The organism is Arthrobacter sp. Ms25 (assembly GCF_059090365.1).
In genome coordinates this window covers 327,015-342,741 of record NZ_JBNHFP010000004.1, presented here as the reverse complement: position 1 = coordinate 342,741, position 15,727 = coordinate 327,015, and the positions used below count along the sequence as shown (strand labels likewise).

Genomic DNA, 15,727 nt, shown 5'->3' with positions numbered 1-15,727 from the left:
CATGAGCACCCCTTTGTGGACGCCGGACGGCGGGTCGCTGGTGGTACACGCGGATAACGCGGAGTACCTCCCGACCCTGCCGGACGGCTCCTTCACCATGATTTACGTGGACCCGCCCTTCAACACCGGGCGGTCCCAACGGCGGCAGCAGACCACCATGGTTCGCAGCGCCGACGGCAGCGGCGACCGGATCGGCTTCAAGGGCCGCAGCTACAGCACGGTCAAGGGCCTGCTCTCCAGCTACGACGACGCGTTCGAGGATTACTGGGCGTTCCTGGAGCCCCGGCTCGCGCAGGCCTGGCGGCTGCTGGCCGACGACGGCACCCTGTACGTGCACCTGGATTACCGCGAGGTGCACTACGCGAAGGTCATGCTGGACGCACTGTTCGGCCGGGACTGTTTCCTGAACGAGATCATCTGGGCGTATGACTACGGCGGACGGGCCAAGAACCGGTGGCCGGCCAAGCACGACAACATCCTGGTCTATGTCAAGAACCCGGATAAGTACCACTTCGACAACGCCGAGGTGGACCGGGAACCGTACATGGCCCCCGGCCTGGTGACACCCGAAAAGGTGGCCCTGGGCAAGCTGCCCACCGACGTCTGGTGGCACACCATCGTGTCCCCCACCGGACGGGAAAAAACCGGTTACCCCACGCAGAAACCCGAGGGGCTGCTGCGCCGTGCGGTCGCTGCCAGCAGCCGCGAGGGCGACTGGGTGCTGGACTTCTTTGCCGGGTCCGGCACGCTGGGCGCCGTTGCGGCCAAGCTGGGCCGGAAGTTCGTCTGCGTGGACGCCAACCCCCAGGCGATCGACGTCATGGCCCGGCGGCTGGGTTCGGCCGCAACGGTGGTGTCCGCCGCGGAGGATTCGCAGCTGCCGGCTGCCGGACTCTAGGCGGACCCGACGACGACGGAACTGCCGGTTCCCAGCGCGGCAATATGCTCCAGCACTGCCGGCTCCGTGGTGAATTCGCCCAGGAGGTTCGGTTTTCCGGCGCCGTGGTAGTCGCTGGAGCCGGTGACCAGCAGGTCATTCTCCTTGGCCAGCCGGCGGAGCCATTCCCTGCCCTGCTCGGGATTGTCCCGGTGGTTGACTTCAACGCCCAGCAGCCCGGCGTCGATCATTTCGGCAAAGGTGGCCTCGCCCACCACGCGTCCGCGCGAGGACGCGACGGGGTGCGCGAAGACCGGCACTCCGCCTGCTTCCCGGATCAATGCCACGGCCCGGGCCGGATCCGGTGCGTAGTGCGCCACGAAATACGGCGAGCGTGCGGTCAGGATGCCGCTAAAGGCCGCCGAACGGTCCGGCACGACGCCGGCAGCCACCAGGGCGTCGGCAATGTGCGGCCGGCCGATGGTGGCTCCCGGGGCCACCTGTTCCTGCACGGACGCCCAGTCGATGGGGAAATCCTCCGCCAGCCGCTGCACCATGAGTTCGGCCCGGGAGACGCGGGCTGCGCGCGACCGGGCAATTTCCTCCAGCAGGCCCGGGTGGGCCGGATCATGCAGGTAGGACAGCACGTGGACGCTGATCCCCTCGGCGCTGCGGCAGGAGACCTCCATCCCCGGCACAAATGTGATCCCGAGTTCCCGTGCGGCGGCAGCGGCGTCGTCCCAGCCGGCCGTCGTGTCGTGGTCGGTGAGGGCTATGGCATCCAGGCCGGTCGCCGCGGCGGAGGCGATCACGTCCGCCGGCGGCTCAGTGCCGTCGGACACACTGGAGTGGGTGTGCAGGTCGATTTTCACGCTATCAATCTACGCCCCCCCGGCGCGGTGTCCCGTTCCACCCCGGTGCGGGGGCACCCGCGGGTCTTCCGGGGTGTTTTGCCCGCCCGGGGGGCAGTGAGACGATGGAGGAGTGACTACTGAAGCGAATTCGACGACATCCCTGCCCGAGCCCTCCGAGGGCCAGCCGCTCGAAGACCGGGTCAACAACCGGTCCCAGCGCCCCTCCTCCGAAGCCTTCAAGAAGTTCATGTCTTCCGGCTGGGCCGCGGAATCCGGTGAGCTGCCCGAACCCGATGCCGTGGCGCCGTTCGCCGCGCGGCGCCGCCGTGCCCTCTCCGAGCGCTTCCCCGGCGAACGGCTGGTCATCCCGGCCGGCCCGCTGAAGGTCCGCTCCAATGACACCGACTACCGCTTCCGCGCGCACTCCGGCTTCGCCCACCTGACCGGCCTGGGCGTGGACCGTGAGCCGGATGCCGTGCTGGTGATGGAACCCACCGAGCCCGGTGCCGGTGACGACGGCGGCAACCACACTGCCGTCCTGTACTTCCGCCCGCTGGCGGGTACTGACAGCGACGAGTTCTACTCCAATGCCCGCTACGGCTCGTTCTGGATCGGGGACCGGCTCGGCCTCGCGGAGATCAGTGCGCTGATCAGCCTGCCCGCCCGGCACCTGGATGAGGCGGAAACCGCCATCACCAACAACGTGGGCGACCCGCAGTTCGGCGGCATTTCCGTCCGGCTGCTGCGCGGCGTTGATGAAATGGTCGACGCCCTGGTGGACACCGTCCGCTACAACACCGCCCTGGACCCGGAGAACGCCGATCTCAGTGCCCTGGACGCCCTCGACGGGGAACTGACCGAGGCCCTGTCCGAACTCCGTCTGGTCAAGGACGAGTGGGAGATTGAGCAGATGAAGTCGGCCGTCGCCGCCACGGTCAACGGCTTCACCGAAGTGGTTCGGGAACTCCCCCGCGCCATCTCCCACCCGCGCGGCGAACGCGTCGTCGAAGGTGCCTTCTTTGCCCGTGCCCGGGAAGAGGGCAATGACCTGGGCTACGACACCATCGCCGCGTCCGGCAACAACGCCACCGTCCTGCACTGGATCCGCAACAACGGCGCCGTCCATGCCGGTGACCTGCTGCTCCTCGACGGCGGCGTGGAGGCCGAAAGCCTCTACACCGCGGACATCACCCGCACGCTCCCAGTCAACGGCACCTACACGGAAGTCCAGCGCCGGGTGTACCAGGCGGTGCTCGACGCCGCCGACGCCGGCTTCGAAGCCGCCAAACCGGGCGCAAAGTTCCGCGACGTGCACGCCGCGGCCGTGAAGGTGCTGGCCGAGAACCTGGATGCCTGGGGCCTGCTGCCCGTGCCGCTGGAGGAAGCCCTGTCCCCCGAGGGCCAGCAGCACCGCCGCTGGATGCCGCACGGCGTCAGCCACCACCTGGGCATGGACGTGCACGACTGCGCCCAGGCCCGCGCCGAGCTGTACCTGGACGGCACCATCACCGAGGGCATGGTGTTCACCATCGAACCCGGTCTCTACTTCAAGGACACCGACCTGGCCGTGCCCGAGGAATACCGGGGCATCGGCGTCCGGATCGAGGATGACATCCTGATCACCGCCGACGGTCCCGTGAACCTCAGCGATGCGCTGCCGCGCAACCCGGGCGACGTCGAGGATTGGATGGCCGGAATCTACGCTGCGGAGTAACCTCCGGCCCGGCAGTTGAAGGTCCGCATTCCTGCAAGGGATGCGGACCTTCGTGCTTTTTGCCCCGGCCTGCCGGTCAGCTCCGGCAGCATCTCTGGTGCCTGATCCCCCGCGGCATGTCCGACTCCCTCCACTTTGTCCGGATCCCCGCTCCGCGCCACGCGGGAAACGGCACAAACCGCGCCGGCATCCGCACCGTCCCCGGGTCGCTTCCCCGGGGAACGCAAAAGGCCCGCACCCTTACGAAAGGGTGCGGGCCTCCGACCGGCCGGAGCCGTTGAAAGCTTACTGACGGGGCTTCTCGTCGCGGGCATCATCACTGCCCGCCTGCACGCCGTGGCTGCCGGACGCCCCGGGGGCCTGGCCCGGTCCCGGCTGCCCTGCTCCCGGCTGGGCCGGTTGCGCCGGACGGCGGACACCGTACTGCGGCCGGCCGTCGGGCAGGTCAGGGAACTGGCCGCGCGGCGTCGTTCCCTTTGCCCTTGGTTCGTCCTGTCCGGCGGGAACCTGTGCGCCCTGTCCGGCCGGATCGGCCTCCGGGGCGGGGCCACCGTAGGGGTTTGCCCAGCTTGAGGGCCGTTCCGGTGCCTGTGTGCCGTCGGCCGGCGGGCGCAGCACGTTGCCGGGCGCTCCGGATCCCGGCGCCTGCGGATGGCCGGCCTGGCCGACCATGGGCAGCCGGTGCAGCAGCTGACGGGCGTCGTTGGCGGCTTCGCGTGCCACAATAACGTCGTAGCTGGTGGCGATGACCTGGCTGGTGGAGGTGAAGTCCCTGCGCCCGCGCTGCAGCGCATAGGCCAGGACCCCGAAGAGCACCCAGAACACTGCACCAAGGGCCATCGACGGGATGAGGGAGATCGCCGCGGCGCTGCCGCCGAACAGCATCAGGGCAAGCCCGACAAAGAGTCCGAACCACGCACCGGTGGCGGCGCTGGAAAGCGCAACGCGGGGGTAGGTCAGGCGGCCCGTCACACGTTCCACGGACTTCAGTTCGTTGCCGACAATCGAGACCAGTTGGACCGGGAACTTGCTGTCAGCCAGGTAGTCCACTGCCTTCTGGGCGTCGAGGTAGGCCGTGTACCGGCCCACCGTTTCACCCTGGGGCAGGCTGCGGCCCGTGTCTCGCGGAGGGGTGGCACCAAATAGGTTCGACATTGTTCCATTCTCGCGCATCCCGGACCCGGACGGCGAACGTATCGCTGGCAGTGAACGGGCCGGCCCCCTGTCTACTCCTTAATACGGCGTTAGCAGCAGGCACAAAGTAGCCTAAGAATGTGAGCACAAATCCTACCCGAGTCTTTATAGCGCGCCTGCTCGGCCTTGACGTCTTCGACCCGCTGGGCGACCGTCTCGGCCGGCTGCGTGATGCGGTCGTGCTTGACCGCGGACCCGGCCGCCCGCCGCAGGCCGTGGGCATCGTCGTGGAGGTCCCCGGCAAGAAGCGCGTCTTCGTCCCCCTCACCCGCATCACCTCCATGGACCCAAGCCAGATCATCTGCACCGGGCTGGTCAACCTGCGCCGCTTCGAACAGCGCGGAGCCGAGATGCTGGTGGTCGCGGAACTCTTTGACCGCCGCGTCCAGCTGCGGGACGGCAGCGGCGAAGCCACCATTGAAGACATTGCCATTGAGCAGAACCGTGCCGGAGACTGGCATGTTTCCAGCCTCTTCGTCCGCCGCGGCGGTTCCCCCTCCCGCCTGCGTTCCCTGCGCCGGCGCGGGGAACAGATCATCCTCGACTGGAAGGACATTGCCCACTGGGACGCCACCGGCCCGCAGGCCGCCACGTCCTTCGTCGCCCAGAACGACGATCTCAAAGCAGCGGACTTCGCCGACGCGCTGCACGAAATGAGCGGCAAGCGCCGGATCGAAGTGGCCAGCGAACTGCAGGACGAACGCCTCGCAGACGTCCTGCAGGAGCTTCCCGACGACGACCAGGTCCAGATCCTGCAGTCCCTGGACGTGGAACGGGCCGCCGACGTGCTCGAGGAAATGGACCCCGACGACGCCGCGGACCTGCTCAACGAGCTGCCCGAGGAGCAGAAGGAAGAGCTCCTGGCCCTGATGGAGCCCGAAGACGCCCGCGACGTCCGGCGCCTGCTCACCTACGAGGAGGACACCGCAGGGTCGCTGATGACACCGGTGCCGGTCATCCTTCCGCCGGAGGCCACCGTGGCCGAGGCTCTGGCCCACGTGCGCCGCGAAGAGCTCACCCCTGCCCTTGCCTCGTCCATTTACGTCTGCCGGCCGCCGCTGGAAACCCCCACGGGGAAATACCTCGGCGTTGTGCACATCCAGCAGCTGCTGCGCTCGGCGCCGCCCGAAGCCCTGGGCAACATCCTGGACACGGACCTGGAACCGGTCCGCGACTACGCCACCATCAGCGAGGTATCGCGGATGCTGGCCACCTACAACTTGAACTCACTGCCGGTCATCAACGACGCCGGACGCCTGGTGGGTGCGGTCACGGTGGACGACGTACTGGACCACCTCCTGCCGGACGACTGGCGCATCTCCGACGAAACCGGCCCGATAACGCAGCAGGGAAGGACACATGGCTGAAAAGATCAAGTCAACAACCACCGGCCTCGACACTCCCCGCACTGCACGGACCCGATGGCTGCCGCGGCTCTCCCCGAACCCCGACGCCTTCGGCCACGCTACGGAGAACTTCGCCCGGTTCATGGGCACCCCGCAGTTCCTCGTCTATATGACCGTGTTCTGCGCCGTCTGGCTGATTTGGAATACGTGGGGGCCGGAGTCTGCCCGCTTCGACAGCGCCGCACTGGGCTTCACCGTCCTCACGCTCATGCTCTCCCTGCAGGCCTCCTACGCCGCTCCCCTGCTGCTGCTGGCGCAGAACCGGCAGGATGACCGGGACCGCGTCTCGGTCCGGCAGGACCGCGAACGTGCCGAGCGGAACCTGATGGATACCGAATACCTCACCCGGGAAATTGCCGAACTGCGCATTGCCCTCCGTGAGGTTGCCACCCGCGACTACGTCCGGTCGGAAATCCGCGGACTGCTGGAGGAACTCCTCGAGGCCAATGATGAAGACGGCGGGACGAGGCGGCGCCGCCGCAGTCCGGACGGCGCAGAGAGCATGCCCAAATTGAATCCCGGCGGGAGGGAACGCTAAAACCGTGCCAGTATCCGAATCCGCTTCCGCATTGGAGGCCCAGGTCCGCCGCGCGCTGGACACCGTCCAGGACCCGGAACTGCGCCGGCCCATCACCGAACTGGGGATGCTCAAGGACGTGGCCGTCGATGCCTCCGGCGCGGTGGCCGTGGACGTGCTGCTGACCATTGCCGGCTGCCCGCTGCGCGGCACCATTACGGCCGACGTCGAACGTGCGCTTGCCGCCGTACCGGGAGTGACCGCCGTGAGCGTGAACCTCGACGTGATGACCCCGGAGCAGCGCAATGCGCTCAAGGATCGGCTGCGCGGCGGCGACCCGGTGCGGACCATCCCCTTCAACCGCCCCGATTCGCTGACCCGCGTGTATGCCGTGGCCAGCGGCAAGGGAGGCGTGGGGAAGTCCAGCGTCACGGTCAACCTCGCCGCGGCCATGGCCTCGCTGGGACTGAGGGTGGGAATTGTCGACGCCGACGTGCACGGGTTCTCCGTTCCCGGCCTGCTCGGAATCACCCGTCCGCCCACCCGGGTGGATGAGATGATCCTCCCCCCGGTGGCCTACGGCATCAAAACCATTTCCATCGGAATGTTCGTGGACGGCAACCAGCCGGTGGCCTGGCGCGGCCCCATGCTGCACCGGGCGCTGGAGCAGTTCCTCACCGACGTGTACTTCGGGGACCTGGATGTCCTGTTCCTTGACCTTCCCCCGGGCACCGGGGATATCGCCATTTCCGTAGGCCAGCTCCTTCCCGGATCCGAAATCCTGCTGGTCACCACCCCGCAAAGCGCCGCGGCGGACGTCGCCGAACGCGCGGGCAGCGTGGCACGACAGACCGGGCAGAAGGTCGCCGGAGTCATCGAGAATATGTCCTGGCTGGCGCTGCCCGGCGGTGAACGCCTGGAAGTCTTCGGTTCCGGCGGCGGTGCCGCGGTCTCCGGCCGGCTCGGCGACGCCCTGGGCTATCCCGTTCCGCTGCTGGGAAGCATTCCCCTCGATGTTGCCCTGCGCGAGGGCGGCGACGGCGGCCTGCCTGTCGTCCTGGCCGACGCAGGCGCCCCGGCAGCCGGGACGGTCCCCGATGGCGGCGGCGCCGGTGAAGAGACTGCCGCAGCCGAGCTGCGCCGGATCGCGGGGGAACTGGCCCACCGGCCGCGCGGGTTGGCCGGGCGCAGCCTCGGCGTCAGCCCCGCCTAGCCTGCGGGCGAGGTGCAGCGGCCAGGCCTACGTGGCTTCGATGTCGAACGGCGCAGGCTCGCCCGCGCCTAGTCGTTCCAGGGGTTTCACCGCGGGCGGCCGGCTCGCTTCTGCCGCGGCGGCCGGGGCAGAAGCCCCGGCCGCGGCAGACGCAGCTGCAGGGCGCCCGGCGGACGGGGCCGGCGCCGGCCGTCCGCTGACCGCGCTGGCGGCGTCGTCGAAATCATCCATCAGCGCTTCCTTGATGATGCGCCGGGGATCGTACTGCCGCGGGTCCAGCTTTCGCCAGTCCACCTCGTCGATCTCGGGACCCACTTCTTCGCGCAGCTGTTCGCGTGCGCCCGAGGCCATGCGGCGGACTTCCCGCACCAGCCGGGCCAGCTGGGAAGCGTATTCGGGCAGGCGTTCGGGACCCAGTATCACCACGGCGATTATTGCCAGAAGGATGAACTCGTAACCGTTGATTCCTACCACTCTTGAAGAGTACCTTTTCCCGGGAGGGCGGAGCCACTTACAGGCATGCTAGAGGCTCCAGCCGCTGCGCGTGAACAGGGCAAGGCCTCGGACAATGCGTTCCATGGGTTCGGGATCGGCAGCGGCGCGCGCAAGCCGGGCCGATTCCAGCAGGGAAAGCTCCTCCACGGCGCGGGGAAGCGATTTCACCGGCAGGCTGGATTCGAAGGTGTAGGTGACGCTGCCTGCCGCCACCACCTTCTGCCCGGGATGCTCGTCCGACCCGAAGACTGCCGGCCCTGCCTTCGACCCTGCCGCCGAGAATCCGTCGGCCGCGACGGGGCGGCCGGTGGCCGCGTTTATGACGGGCTGGACCTCCTCGTCGTGGCGCGGATGCTGTTCTATGAGCAGCAGCCGTTCACCGTCCCCGGTGAAGGTCATCGCGACGGCGGGACGTCCCTGGACCTGGAGGGAACGGGCGGACTCCAGCTTCATCCCCAGGTCCTCCAGTTCCGGACAGGTCCAGCCGTGCGCACGCAGCAGCTGCAGCTGATCGGCTGTAAGGGCTTCATCTCCCGCCACCTCGTCCCATCCGGCGGCCAGGGCAGCGCCTGCGGCCCCCGTGCCTGTCTGCGCGGGCACCTCCAGGAGGCTCCCGGCGAAATAGGCACCGCCAAGCAGCACTGCGCCCGCTGCCGCCACCGCTCCGGCAGCCGCGAAGGCATGGCTGCGGCGGTCGAGCAGGGATCCCTCCCGGGCAGGGTGCTGCCGGCCGGATTCCGGGCGGGCGGTCGCCGCTTCGGGCAGCCTTCCCGCGATTTGGGCAGCGAACTCCGGCCCGGCCTCGGGCACCTTCAGGCACCGCAGCCGGCTGCGCAGCCTGCGCTCTTCTGCCATGGCAGCACGGCAGGAGGCACAGCGGGAAAGATGTTCCTTGATGGCCTCCCGACGCCGGGCAGTCGTTTCGCCGTCGAGATAACTCCTGAGATACCGGGTGGGGTGTCGCACGCTTCAGCTTGCTCCCGCGACTCGGGGCAGTTTCAGCCGCGGACGGGCAGCCGGGCGCAGCTGCGGGTCCCGGTGGGAAAGCTTTTCCTTCAGCATGGCGCGGCCGCGGTGGATCCGGGAACGCACGGTGCCCAGCTTGACGTCCAGGACCCGGGCAACTTCGTCGTAGGACAGGCCCTCCAGGTCACACAGGACGACGGCGGCACGGAAGTCGGGCGGGAGTTCCTCCAGTGCCCGGGCAATGTCTACGTCAAGGTTATTGAATTCGAAGCTTCGTTCCGGCCCGGGTCCGTTGCTTGGCAGCTTGCTGGAGGTTTCCTCGGTCATGCCGTCAAAACGGATCCGGCTGCGGCGCCGGGCCTGGTCCAGGAAGAGGTTGGTCGTGATGCGGTGCAGCCAGCCGTCGAGGGTGCCGGGCTGGAAGTTGGCGAGCGAACGGAAGACCCGGACGAAGACTTCCTGGGTCAGGTCCTCGGCATCGTGCTTGTTCCCCGTCAGCCGATAAGCGAGCCGGTATACCTTGGCCGAGTGAGCCTGGACCACTTCCTCCCACGTGGGACGCACCCATTCCGCGGCCATGTCCGCTGCTGTGTCCGGCGTCGTTGCCATAGTCTTCCTCCTTCCTTCCATCCTGCTCACCGGTCCCCCTCCGGCGGTTTCCTTCATGACGGCACACGGGGACGCCGGCCCGGCGTGCTGGCTGGGCGGTCCGGATCCCGTGGCGGTCTCCCGCGACGGCGGATATGCACTATCAATGTTTCCGCATCAATCTGGGAGTTGTCTGTTAGCACGCATTCAATATCGGGACAAGCCAACCCGGCAGTGCGTACCCGGTTCGGTGCTGCTTGGCCTTAAGCTTGTCTGAGCAGGAATTCCTCCGGACCGAAAGTGAAACCACCCATGCGCGCCGACAAGCAGACCAGTTGGTCCTACACGGAGGCCCTGCCTACCGAGGATGAGGTGCTGCTCCGCGCGCGTGAACGCTCCTATGAACTCGGGGTCAGCGCCGTCTCCAGCGGAGTGGGCGCGGCACTGACGGTCCTGGCCGCGGCGAGCAAGGCCACCACCGTCGTGGAGGTGGGCACCGGCGCCGGCGTTTCCGGTGTGTGCCTGCTGCGCGGTCTGGGCCGCAACGCCGTCCTGACCACCATTGACTCAGACGTCGACCATCTCCGGGCCGCCCGTGAGGCCTACGCGGAGGCGGGCATTCCGGGCAACCGGACCCGCACCATTTCCGGCCGGGCCGCCGAAGTCCTCCCCCGCCTGACGGATGCCGCCTACGACATGGTCTTCATCGACGCCGACAAGCCTTCGTTCCCGCTCTATGTCAACCAGGGGGTGCGCCTGCTCAAGCGCGGCGGGCTGCTGGTGGTCAATGACGCGCTCGATCACGGCAAGGTCGCGGATCCTGCTGTCCGTGAAGCCACCACCAACACCATGCGCAAGGTAGGCAAGGCGATCCGGGAAAACGAAGACCTTGCCTCGGCCCTGCTTCCCACGGGTGACGGCCTTCTTCTGGCCGTCAAAACGGCCTAGTCCGCTCCACTGAACATCCCCACGTACAGGGCCACCAGGAAAGGCACCACATGATCGAGATCCTCACTCCAGCCGAACTGTCCCGGGCACGGGAAACCGGCGCCCTGGTCGCCCATATCCTGCAGACGATCAAGGCCCGCACCACTGCAGGGACCAATCTGCTGGATATCGACCGGTGGGCGCGGACCATGATCCTCGAGGCCGGCGCAAAGTCCTGCTACGTCGACTACGCGCCGTCGTTCGGACGCGGACCGTTTGGCCACTACATCTGCACGTCCGTGAACGATGCCGTTCTGCACGGCCTCCCGCACGACTACGTGCTGGCCGACGGCGACCTGCTGACGCTGGACCTGGCCGTCTCGCTCCGCGGAATCGTCGCCGATTCCGCCGTCACGTTCGCCGTCGGCGGCGCGCCTTCCCCGGCCGACGCGGCCATGATCGACGCCACCGAACGCGCCCTGGCCGCAGGCATAGCCGCAGCCCGTCCCGGCGCCCGCGTCGGGGATATTTCATTTGCCATCGGCTCGGTCCTCGCTGCCGCAGGCTATCCGGTGAATACCGAGTTCGGCGGGCACGGCGTCGGCTCCACCATGCACCAGGATCCCCACATCGCCAATAACGGCCGGCCGGGACGCGGCTATAAGCTGCGCCCGGGGCTGCTGCTGGCCCTGGAACCGTGGGTCATGGCGGATACCGCCACCTTGGTCACCGACGCCGACGGGTGGACCCTCCGCAGCGCCACAGGCAGCCGGACAGCTCACACCGAGCACACGATCGCCGTCACGGCCGACGGAAATGAAATCCTCACCCTGCCGAAGACCGCCCCGGCGCGCGGATAGGCATCCGGCCTAGCGGTCCCCGGTCCGGCCCAGCCCGGCAAGATAGGACAGCAGCAGGCGTACGCCGAACCCGGTGGCACCCTTGGTCAGCTCGCGGCTGTCCTTGGACGCAAGGGAAGGCCCGGCAATGTCGACATGCGCCCACGGGACGCCGCCGGTGAATCTCTCCAGGAACAGGGCGGCAACAATGGCCCCGGCCCCGAACTTCTCCCGGACGGGGGCGATGTGGGAAACGTCGGCAATGTCGGAGTCCAGCACAAAGCCGTAGTCGGCCACCATCGGCAGCTGCCACACGGCGTCGCCCGAGTCCCGTCCTGCCTCTTCCAGCCGGGCCAGCAGTTCCTGGGCGTTGCCGAAGAGGGCCGCGTGGTGCATTCCCAGCCCTAGGGCCGCCGCGCCGGTCAGGGTGGCCACGTCCACGAGCACATCCGGGGCGAGCTCGGCGGCGGCGTACGCCAGGGCATCGGCGAGGACCATCCGGCCCTCCGCATCGGTGTTGCCGACTTCCACGGTGGTTCCGTCATACGTGGTCACGACGTCCGCGGGCCGGTACGAGGCGCCGCCGATGGCGTTTTCCGCCAAAGCCAGCACCGCCGTGACCCGTACGGGAAGCTTCAGTGCAGCCGCGGCCTCGGCCACCGCCAGGACGGCGGCGGCACCCGCCATGTCCGTCTTCATGGTCATCATGGCGTCCCGCGGCTTGAGCGAGATCCCGCCCGAGTCAAAGGTGATGCCCTTGCCCACGAGGACCACGTGGGGCAGATTTGCGCCGTCGGGCTCGTAGTAGACCTCAACGAGCCGCGGCGGATGCTCGGAGCCGGAGCCCACGGCAAGCAGCCCGCCGAACCCCTCTGCACGGAGCTCCTCTTCGCCGCGGACCCGGACCGTGAGTCCGCTGTTCCCGGCGATGGCCCGGGCCTGTCCGGCGATCCAGTCCGGGGTTGCCGTTTCCGCAGGAATGTTGGTGAGGTCGCGGGCCGTCCACACGGCGCGGGCGGTCACCGTGGCGCGGGCGGCCGCACCGGCGTCGAGTCCGGTCAGTTCAAGGTGCGCGGCAATGGGTGCCGGCGGGTCGGTGAGGCCGGCCCTGGGCGGACGGTAACCGCCCAGCAGGAAGCCTTCAAGGAAGGCCTCCTGCCGGTCCGGTTCCAGTCCGTCCACCACGCTGCCGCGGACCCGCCGGGCTCCCATGGTTGCGCGGGCAAGGGCGGCTCCGGCACGCCGAAGCGCCGCTGCCGACTCATCCCCGGCACCCACATAGATCAGTTTTCCGGGCAGGTCGGCAGCATCACGGGGCGGCTCGATGACGAGGATCTCGCCTGCCTTGCCCGTCACTTTGGCAGTGCGGGCGCGGGCGGCGACGTCGGCTCCGTAGCGTACTGCTGCTTCCACGGCGCCGCGGCGCGGCTGCGGAACGGGATGCGCTGTCTCGTCCGCGTCCTCCCGGTCCGTACCGGCCGGGGCAGGCGCCATGGCCACGGCGAGGACATCCACGCCTTCCTCCGGGGCCGGCTGCAGTCCGCTGCCGGACTCAGCCGTTCCGGTCCGCGGATTCAGCGCGGCCAGGGCAGTGACTCCCGGCAGTGCTGAGGTGGCGAAGGGCGATGCCGGAGCGGATCCGGCCCGGACTGGTGGCTTTGGAGGCAGCTGCATGGATTAAGGCTAGCCCGTGACGCCCAGAAGGCAGTCCTTGAGCTTGCCGGCTTCCTCCACATTCAGCTCAACCACCAGGCGGCCGCCGCCGTCTATCGGCACCCGCAAAATGAGGCTGCGCCCCTCCTTTGTAACCTCCATTGGACCGTCGCCCGTACGTGGTTTCATCGCAGCCATTTCGAGATTCCCCTTTCACAGCGCCCGGTTTACCCGGATCACCTGTAATCCGCTGCCTGCGAAAGTAAAATATCCGCCCGGCAATTGCTGTCATTATTCCGCACAAGTACCGGGCAAACGAAATTCCGTGTGTCGCGCGCCACAATCAGGGTGGGTAATCCCCTCCGCCCGGTAATTCCGTCCACCGCCAGAGCCAGACCACCCAGACAATCTGCAGCACCGCAAACGCCGCAATGACGGTTCCCCGGTACGCCCTGGAGCGGCTGAGCCACGCCGTGGAAAGCGCCAGGGGAAACAGCGGCAGCAGGAGCCGGAACGTGCTGGTCTGCGGATTGAGGAAGACCAGCAGATACAGCAGGTACGCCGCGCACCACAACTGCAGTTCCAGCCCCAGTTTCCGGGCCGGCGCGGACGTGAGGTAAAGCGCAGCGGCCCCAAGCAGCACCACCAGCGCCACCGGACCGAACAGCGGTCCGAAGAGGTATTCGGACATGCTTACCCAAGGCACAAACGGGACCAGGTCGCCGAAACGCCAGGCGCTTTCAGTATCCGTGTAAGCACGCAGGTCCCCCGTCGAAACCCAGGCGATCACCGGCCAGGCCAGCGCGGAGACTCCGGCGGCCGCGGCCAGGCCGGTGAGCTGCCACGCATCCCCGGCGGGGAACGGCACCCGGTGCCGGCGCAGGAACCTCACGGCCAGCACTACGCCTACGGTGAGCGCAAAGGGAACCCCCACGGGCCGGGAGAGGCACATCAGGGCAACCACCGGGATGGCGGCGAGGTAGCGGCCGGCAACAAACAGATACAGCGCCCCTGCCAGCAGAAGCAGGTTCAGCGACTCTGCGTACGGGATCTGCAGGATCGGTGACACGGGGAAGACTGCCACGAAGGCCACGGCCCACATCGCTGTGCCCTGCCCGGCGCGCAGCCGGAAGAGCCGGTAGAGGACAAGCGAGGCGGCGAAGCCTGCAACCGTGGCAACCGCCGGGGCCAGGACGGCCCAGCCCAGGCCCGTCACGGCGTCGAGCCCGCGCACCAGCAGCGGGAACAGCGCGTAGAAGGCCCATTCGTTTTCCCGGGCATTGCCTGCCGTGTCCCGCGGCACGCTGTCGGGGTACCCGTCGGCAAAGATCCGGAAATACCACTCGGCGTCCCAGGTGTTGATGAATTCCCCGTAGGACGGAGACGCCCCGCCCCACGGACCTGCGGGCTGGAACCTGCCCGTGGCGGCCAGCACCGCATAGGAAAAGAGCCGTGCAGCCAGCCACAGGGCCAGGACCTGGACGTACCAGGGCCAGCCCCGGACCGCTGTGCGGGCGCGCTGCACCGCGGCCTGCGCCAGGCCTGCGGACGCGCGCCGGGGTGCTTCAGTTTCCACGGCGGACCCAGCAGCCGGCGAGGTGGTCATTGACGTAGCCGGTCGCCTGCAGCATCGCATACGCGGTGACCGGACCCACGAACCGGAACCCGCGTTTTTTCAGGTCCTTGGCCAGCGCCGTGGATCCGGGGGTAGCTGCCGGGACGTCGTCCAGGGCCTGCGGTGCGGGCCGGTCCGCGGGTGCCCGGTACCGCTCCAGCAGGCTGCCAAGGCTTTCACCCTCCGGCAGGGCCAGGAGTGCGCGGGCGTTGCCGATCACGGCATCGATTTTCGCTGCGTTGCGCACAATACCGGCGTCGGCCAGGAGCCGCGTACGGTCGGCGTCGCCAAACGCCGCCACTGCCTGCGGGTCGAACCCGGCAAATGCTGCACGGAAGGCTTCGCGCTTGCGCAGGATGGTGATCCAGCTGAGGCCGGATTGGAAGGCCTCCAGGCTCAGCCGTTCGAAGAGTGCGTCCTCGCCCTCTACGGGACGCCCCCATTCGGTGTCGTGATAATGCTGGTAGTCCTCACTGGCCAGTGCCCAGCCGCAGCGCAGCCGGCCGTCGGCGCCGGGCACAGCACTCATTTCCCGCTCCCGCCGGGCAGGGTGTCCCCGCCCGCGGCTTCGAGGTCGCGGATCCGTGCATCGCGCTCTGCGAGCACTTCTGCCAACCGGTCCAGCACGGCGTCCACCTGATCCATCCGGTAGCCGCGGAAGGCCACCGGGAACCGGAGTCGGGCAACGTCGCCTGCTGACGGGTGCTCGGGCAGCAGCACGGGCGGCAGCCGGGGATCCGGCTCCGCCAGGCCCTGCACCGCGGTCAGGACTGTGGTGTCGGAGGACGCCGGACGCAGCCGGCCGATGCCGACCACCGTGGCCAGGCCCAGCACGGCAATGGCGAGGAAAACCAGGAGGAGTGTCACAG

17 protein-coding genes and 1 pseudogene are annotated in these 15,727 nt (G+C 68.4%); 7 read left to right on the top strand and 11 right to left on the bottom strand.

Translation table 11 applies throughout. From position 1 onward, the window contains the following. Position 1 precedes the first annotated feature (1 nt). Positions 2 to 898: a DNA-methyltransferase gene (locus AC5RT8_RS13180; RefSeq protein WP_494096151.1), complete on the top strand. Its 897-nt coding sequence runs from the start codon at positions 2 to 4 to the stop codon at positions 896 to 898. On the opposite strand, the gene AC5RT8_RS13175 is transcribed toward AC5RT8_RS13180, so the two are convergent. After that, a complete protein-coding gene (locus AC5RT8_RS13175; RefSeq protein WP_494096150.1) occupies positions 895 to 1,749 on the bottom strand; it encodes a PHP domain-containing protein in 855 nt (284 codons plus the stop codon). The two genes, AC5RT8_RS13180 and AC5RT8_RS13175, sit on opposite strands and share 4 nt — an antisense overlap. Before the next feature lie 112 nt (positions 1,750 to 1,861). On the opposite strand from AC5RT8_RS13175, the gene AC5RT8_RS13170 reads away from it, so the two are divergent. Further along, positions 1,862 to 3,445 (top strand): aminopeptidase P family protein, encoded by a 1,584-nt coding sequence (locus AC5RT8_RS13170; RefSeq protein WP_494096149.1) that lies wholly within the window; start codon positions 1,862 to 1,864, stop codon positions 3,443 to 3,445. Between the two features lie 285 nt (positions 3,446 to 3,730). Here AC5RT8_RS13170 and AC5RT8_RS13165 read toward each other — a convergent pair whose 3' ends face one another. After that, a complete protein-coding gene (locus tag AC5RT8_RS13165; protein ID WP_494096148.1) occupies positions 3,731 to 4,600 on the bottom strand; it encodes a YflT domain-containing protein in 870 nt (289 codons plus the stop codon). A 119-nt stretch (positions 4,601 to 4,719) separates the two neighbouring features. On the opposite strand from AC5RT8_RS13165, the gene AC5RT8_RS13160 reads away from it, so the two are divergent. The 3 genes from AC5RT8_RS13160 to AC5RT8_RS13150 are packed head-to-tail and all read left to right on the top strand — an operon-like array spanning position 4,720 to position 7,775. After that, positions 4,720 to 6,006 (top strand): magnesium transporter, encoded by a 1,287-nt coding sequence (locus tag AC5RT8_RS13160; RefSeq protein ID WP_494096147.1) that lies wholly within the window; start codon positions 4,720 to 4,722, stop codon positions 6,004 to 6,006. After that, positions 5,999 to 6,583, top strand: coding sequence for a DUF1003 domain-containing protein (locus AC5RT8_RS13155; protein ID WP_494096146.1), 585 nt, complete (start codon positions 5,999 to 6,001; stop codon positions 6,581 to 6,583). The genes AC5RT8_RS13160 and AC5RT8_RS13155 overlap by 8 nt, the downstream gene beginning before the upstream one ends. A 4-nt stretch (positions 6,584 to 6,587) precedes the next feature. Next, positions 6,588 to 7,775, top strand: coding sequence for an Mrp/NBP35 family ATP-binding protein (locus tag AC5RT8_RS13150; RefSeq protein WP_494096145.1), 1,188 nt, complete (start codon positions 6,588 to 6,590; stop codon positions 7,773 to 7,775). 27 nt (positions 7,776 to 7,802) lie between these two features. Here the strand turns inward: AC5RT8_RS13150 and AC5RT8_RS13145 are convergent, their stop codons facing one another. From AC5RT8_RS13145 to sigE, 4 genes and pseudogenes are all read right to left on the bottom strand, one after another. After that, positions 7,803 to 8,249 carry a twin-arginine translocase TatA/TatE family subunit gene (locus AC5RT8_RS13145; protein WP_494096144.1) on the bottom strand — a complete coding sequence of 149 codons (447 nt, stop codon included), beginning with the start codon at positions 8,247 to 8,249 and terminating at the stop codon, positions 7,803 to 7,805. A gap of 48 nt (positions 8,250 to 8,297) precedes the next feature. Next, positions 8,298 to 9,125, bottom strand: a complete 828-nt coding sequence (locus AC5RT8_RS13140) for a hypothetical protein (protein WP_494096426.1) — start codon at positions 9,123 to 9,125, stop codon at positions 8,298 to 8,300. A gap of 18 nt (positions 9,126 to 9,143) precedes the next feature. Then, a pseudogene (locus AC5RT8_RS13135) lies at positions 9,144 to 9,236 on the bottom strand (zf-HC2 domain-containing protein); the annotation flags it as partial. Positions 9,237 to 9,239: 3 nt separating this feature from the next. Continuing rightward, positions 9,240 to 9,845 (bottom strand): RNA polymerase sigma factor SigE, encoded by a 606-nt coding sequence (sigE, locus tag AC5RT8_RS13130; RefSeq protein ID WP_494096143.1) that lies wholly within the window; start codon positions 9,843 to 9,845, stop codon positions 9,240 to 9,242. A gap of 291 nt (positions 9,846 to 10,136) precedes the next feature. On the opposite strand from sigE, the gene AC5RT8_RS13125 reads away from it, so the two are divergent. Next, positions 10,137 to 10,772 carry an O-methyltransferase gene (locus AC5RT8_RS13125; RefSeq protein WP_494096142.1) on the top strand — a complete coding sequence of 212 codons (636 nt, stop codon included), beginning with the start codon at positions 10,137 to 10,139 and terminating at the stop codon, positions 10,770 to 10,772. Positions 10,773 to 10,822: 50 nt separating this feature from the next. Next, positions 10,823 to 11,611 carry a type I methionyl aminopeptidase gene (map, locus tag AC5RT8_RS13120; RefSeq protein WP_494096141.1) on the top strand — a complete coding sequence of 263 codons (789 nt, stop codon included), beginning with the start codon at positions 10,823 to 10,825 and terminating at the stop codon, positions 11,609 to 11,611. Between the two features lie 9 nt (positions 11,612 to 11,620). Here the strand turns inward: map and AC5RT8_RS13115 are convergent, their stop codons facing one another. The 5 genes from AC5RT8_RS13115 to AC5RT8_RS13095 form a co-directional block, all read right to left on the bottom strand. Beyond that, positions 11,621 to 13,264 (bottom strand): leucyl aminopeptidase family protein, encoded by a 1,644-nt coding sequence (locus AC5RT8_RS13115; protein WP_494096140.1) that lies wholly within the window; start codon positions 13,262 to 13,264, stop codon positions 11,621 to 11,623. A gap of 9 nt (positions 13,265 to 13,273) precedes the next feature. After that, the gene (locus tag AC5RT8_RS13110) at positions 13,274 to 13,441 is read right to left on the bottom strand and encodes a DUF3117 domain-containing protein (protein ID WP_146361313.1); all 168 of its coding nucleotides are present in this window, start codon (positions 13,439 to 13,441) and stop codon (positions 13,274 to 13,276) included. A gap of 145 nt (positions 13,442 to 13,586) precedes the next feature. Then, positions 13,587 to 14,819: a hypothetical protein gene (locus AC5RT8_RS13105; RefSeq protein WP_494096139.1), complete on the bottom strand. Its 1,233-nt coding sequence runs from the start codon at positions 14,817 to 14,819 to the stop codon at positions 13,587 to 13,589. Further along, complete coding sequence (locus tag AC5RT8_RS13100; RefSeq protein ID WP_494096138.1) at positions 14,809 to 15,387, bottom strand: DNA-3-methyladenine glycosylase I; 579 nt, start codon at positions 15,385 to 15,387, stop codon at positions 14,809 to 14,811. The genes AC5RT8_RS13105 and AC5RT8_RS13100 overlap by 11 nt, the downstream gene beginning before the upstream one ends. Further along, the gene (locus AC5RT8_RS13095) at positions 15,384 to 15,725 is read right to left on the bottom strand and encodes a DivIVA domain-containing protein (RefSeq protein ID WP_494096137.1); all 342 of its coding nucleotides are present in this window, start codon (positions 15,723 to 15,725) and stop codon (positions 15,384 to 15,386) included. Before AC5RT8_RS13095 ends, AC5RT8_RS13100 begins: the two co-directional genes overlap by 4 nt. Positions 15,726 to 15,727 lie beyond the last annotated feature (2 nt).

What these genes read in the sequence shown, in the direction of transcription:
- AC5RT8_RS13180 (WP_494096151.1), top strand. Translation starts at nt 2, where the DNA reads ATGAGCACCCCTTTGTGGACGCCGGACGGCGGGTCGCTGGTGGTACAC.
- AC5RT8_RS13165 (WP_494096148.1), bottom strand. Translation starts at nt 4,600, where the DNA reads ATGTCGAACCTATTTGGTGCCACCCCTCCGCGAGACACGGGCCGCAGC.
- AC5RT8_RS13155 (WP_494096146.1), top strand. Translation starts at nt 5,999, where the DNA reads ATGGCTGAAAAGATCAAGTCAACAACCACCGGCCTCGACACTCCCCGC.
- AC5RT8_RS13140 (WP_494096426.1), bottom strand. Translation starts at nt 9,125, where the DNA reads ATGGCAGAAGAGCGCAGGCTGCGCAGCCGGCTGCGGTGCCTGAAGGTG.
- sigE (WP_494096143.1), bottom strand. Translation starts at nt 9,845, where the DNA reads ATGGCAACGACGCCGGACACAGCAGCGGACATGGCCGCGGAATGGGTG.
- AC5RT8_RS13125 (WP_494096142.1), top strand. Translation starts at nt 10,137, where the DNA reads ATGCGCGCCGACAAGCAGACCAGTTGGTCCTACACGGAGGCCCTGCCT.
- map (WP_494096141.1), top strand. Translation starts at nt 10,823, where the DNA reads ATGATCGAGATCCTCACTCCAGCCGAACTGTCCCGGGCACGGGAAACC.
- AC5RT8_RS13115 (WP_494096140.1), bottom strand. Translation starts at nt 13,264, where the DNA reads ATGCAGCTGCCTCCAAAGCCACCAGTCCGGGCCGGATCCGCTCCGGCA.
- AC5RT8_RS13110 (WP_146361313.1), bottom strand. Translation starts at nt 13,441, where the DNA reads ATGGCTGCGATGAAACCACGTACGGGCGACGGTCCAATGGAGGTTACA.
- AC5RT8_RS13100 (WP_494096138.1), bottom strand. Translation starts at nt 15,387, where the DNA reads ATGAGTGCTGTGCCCGGCGCCGACGGCCGGCTGCGCTGCGGCTGGGCA.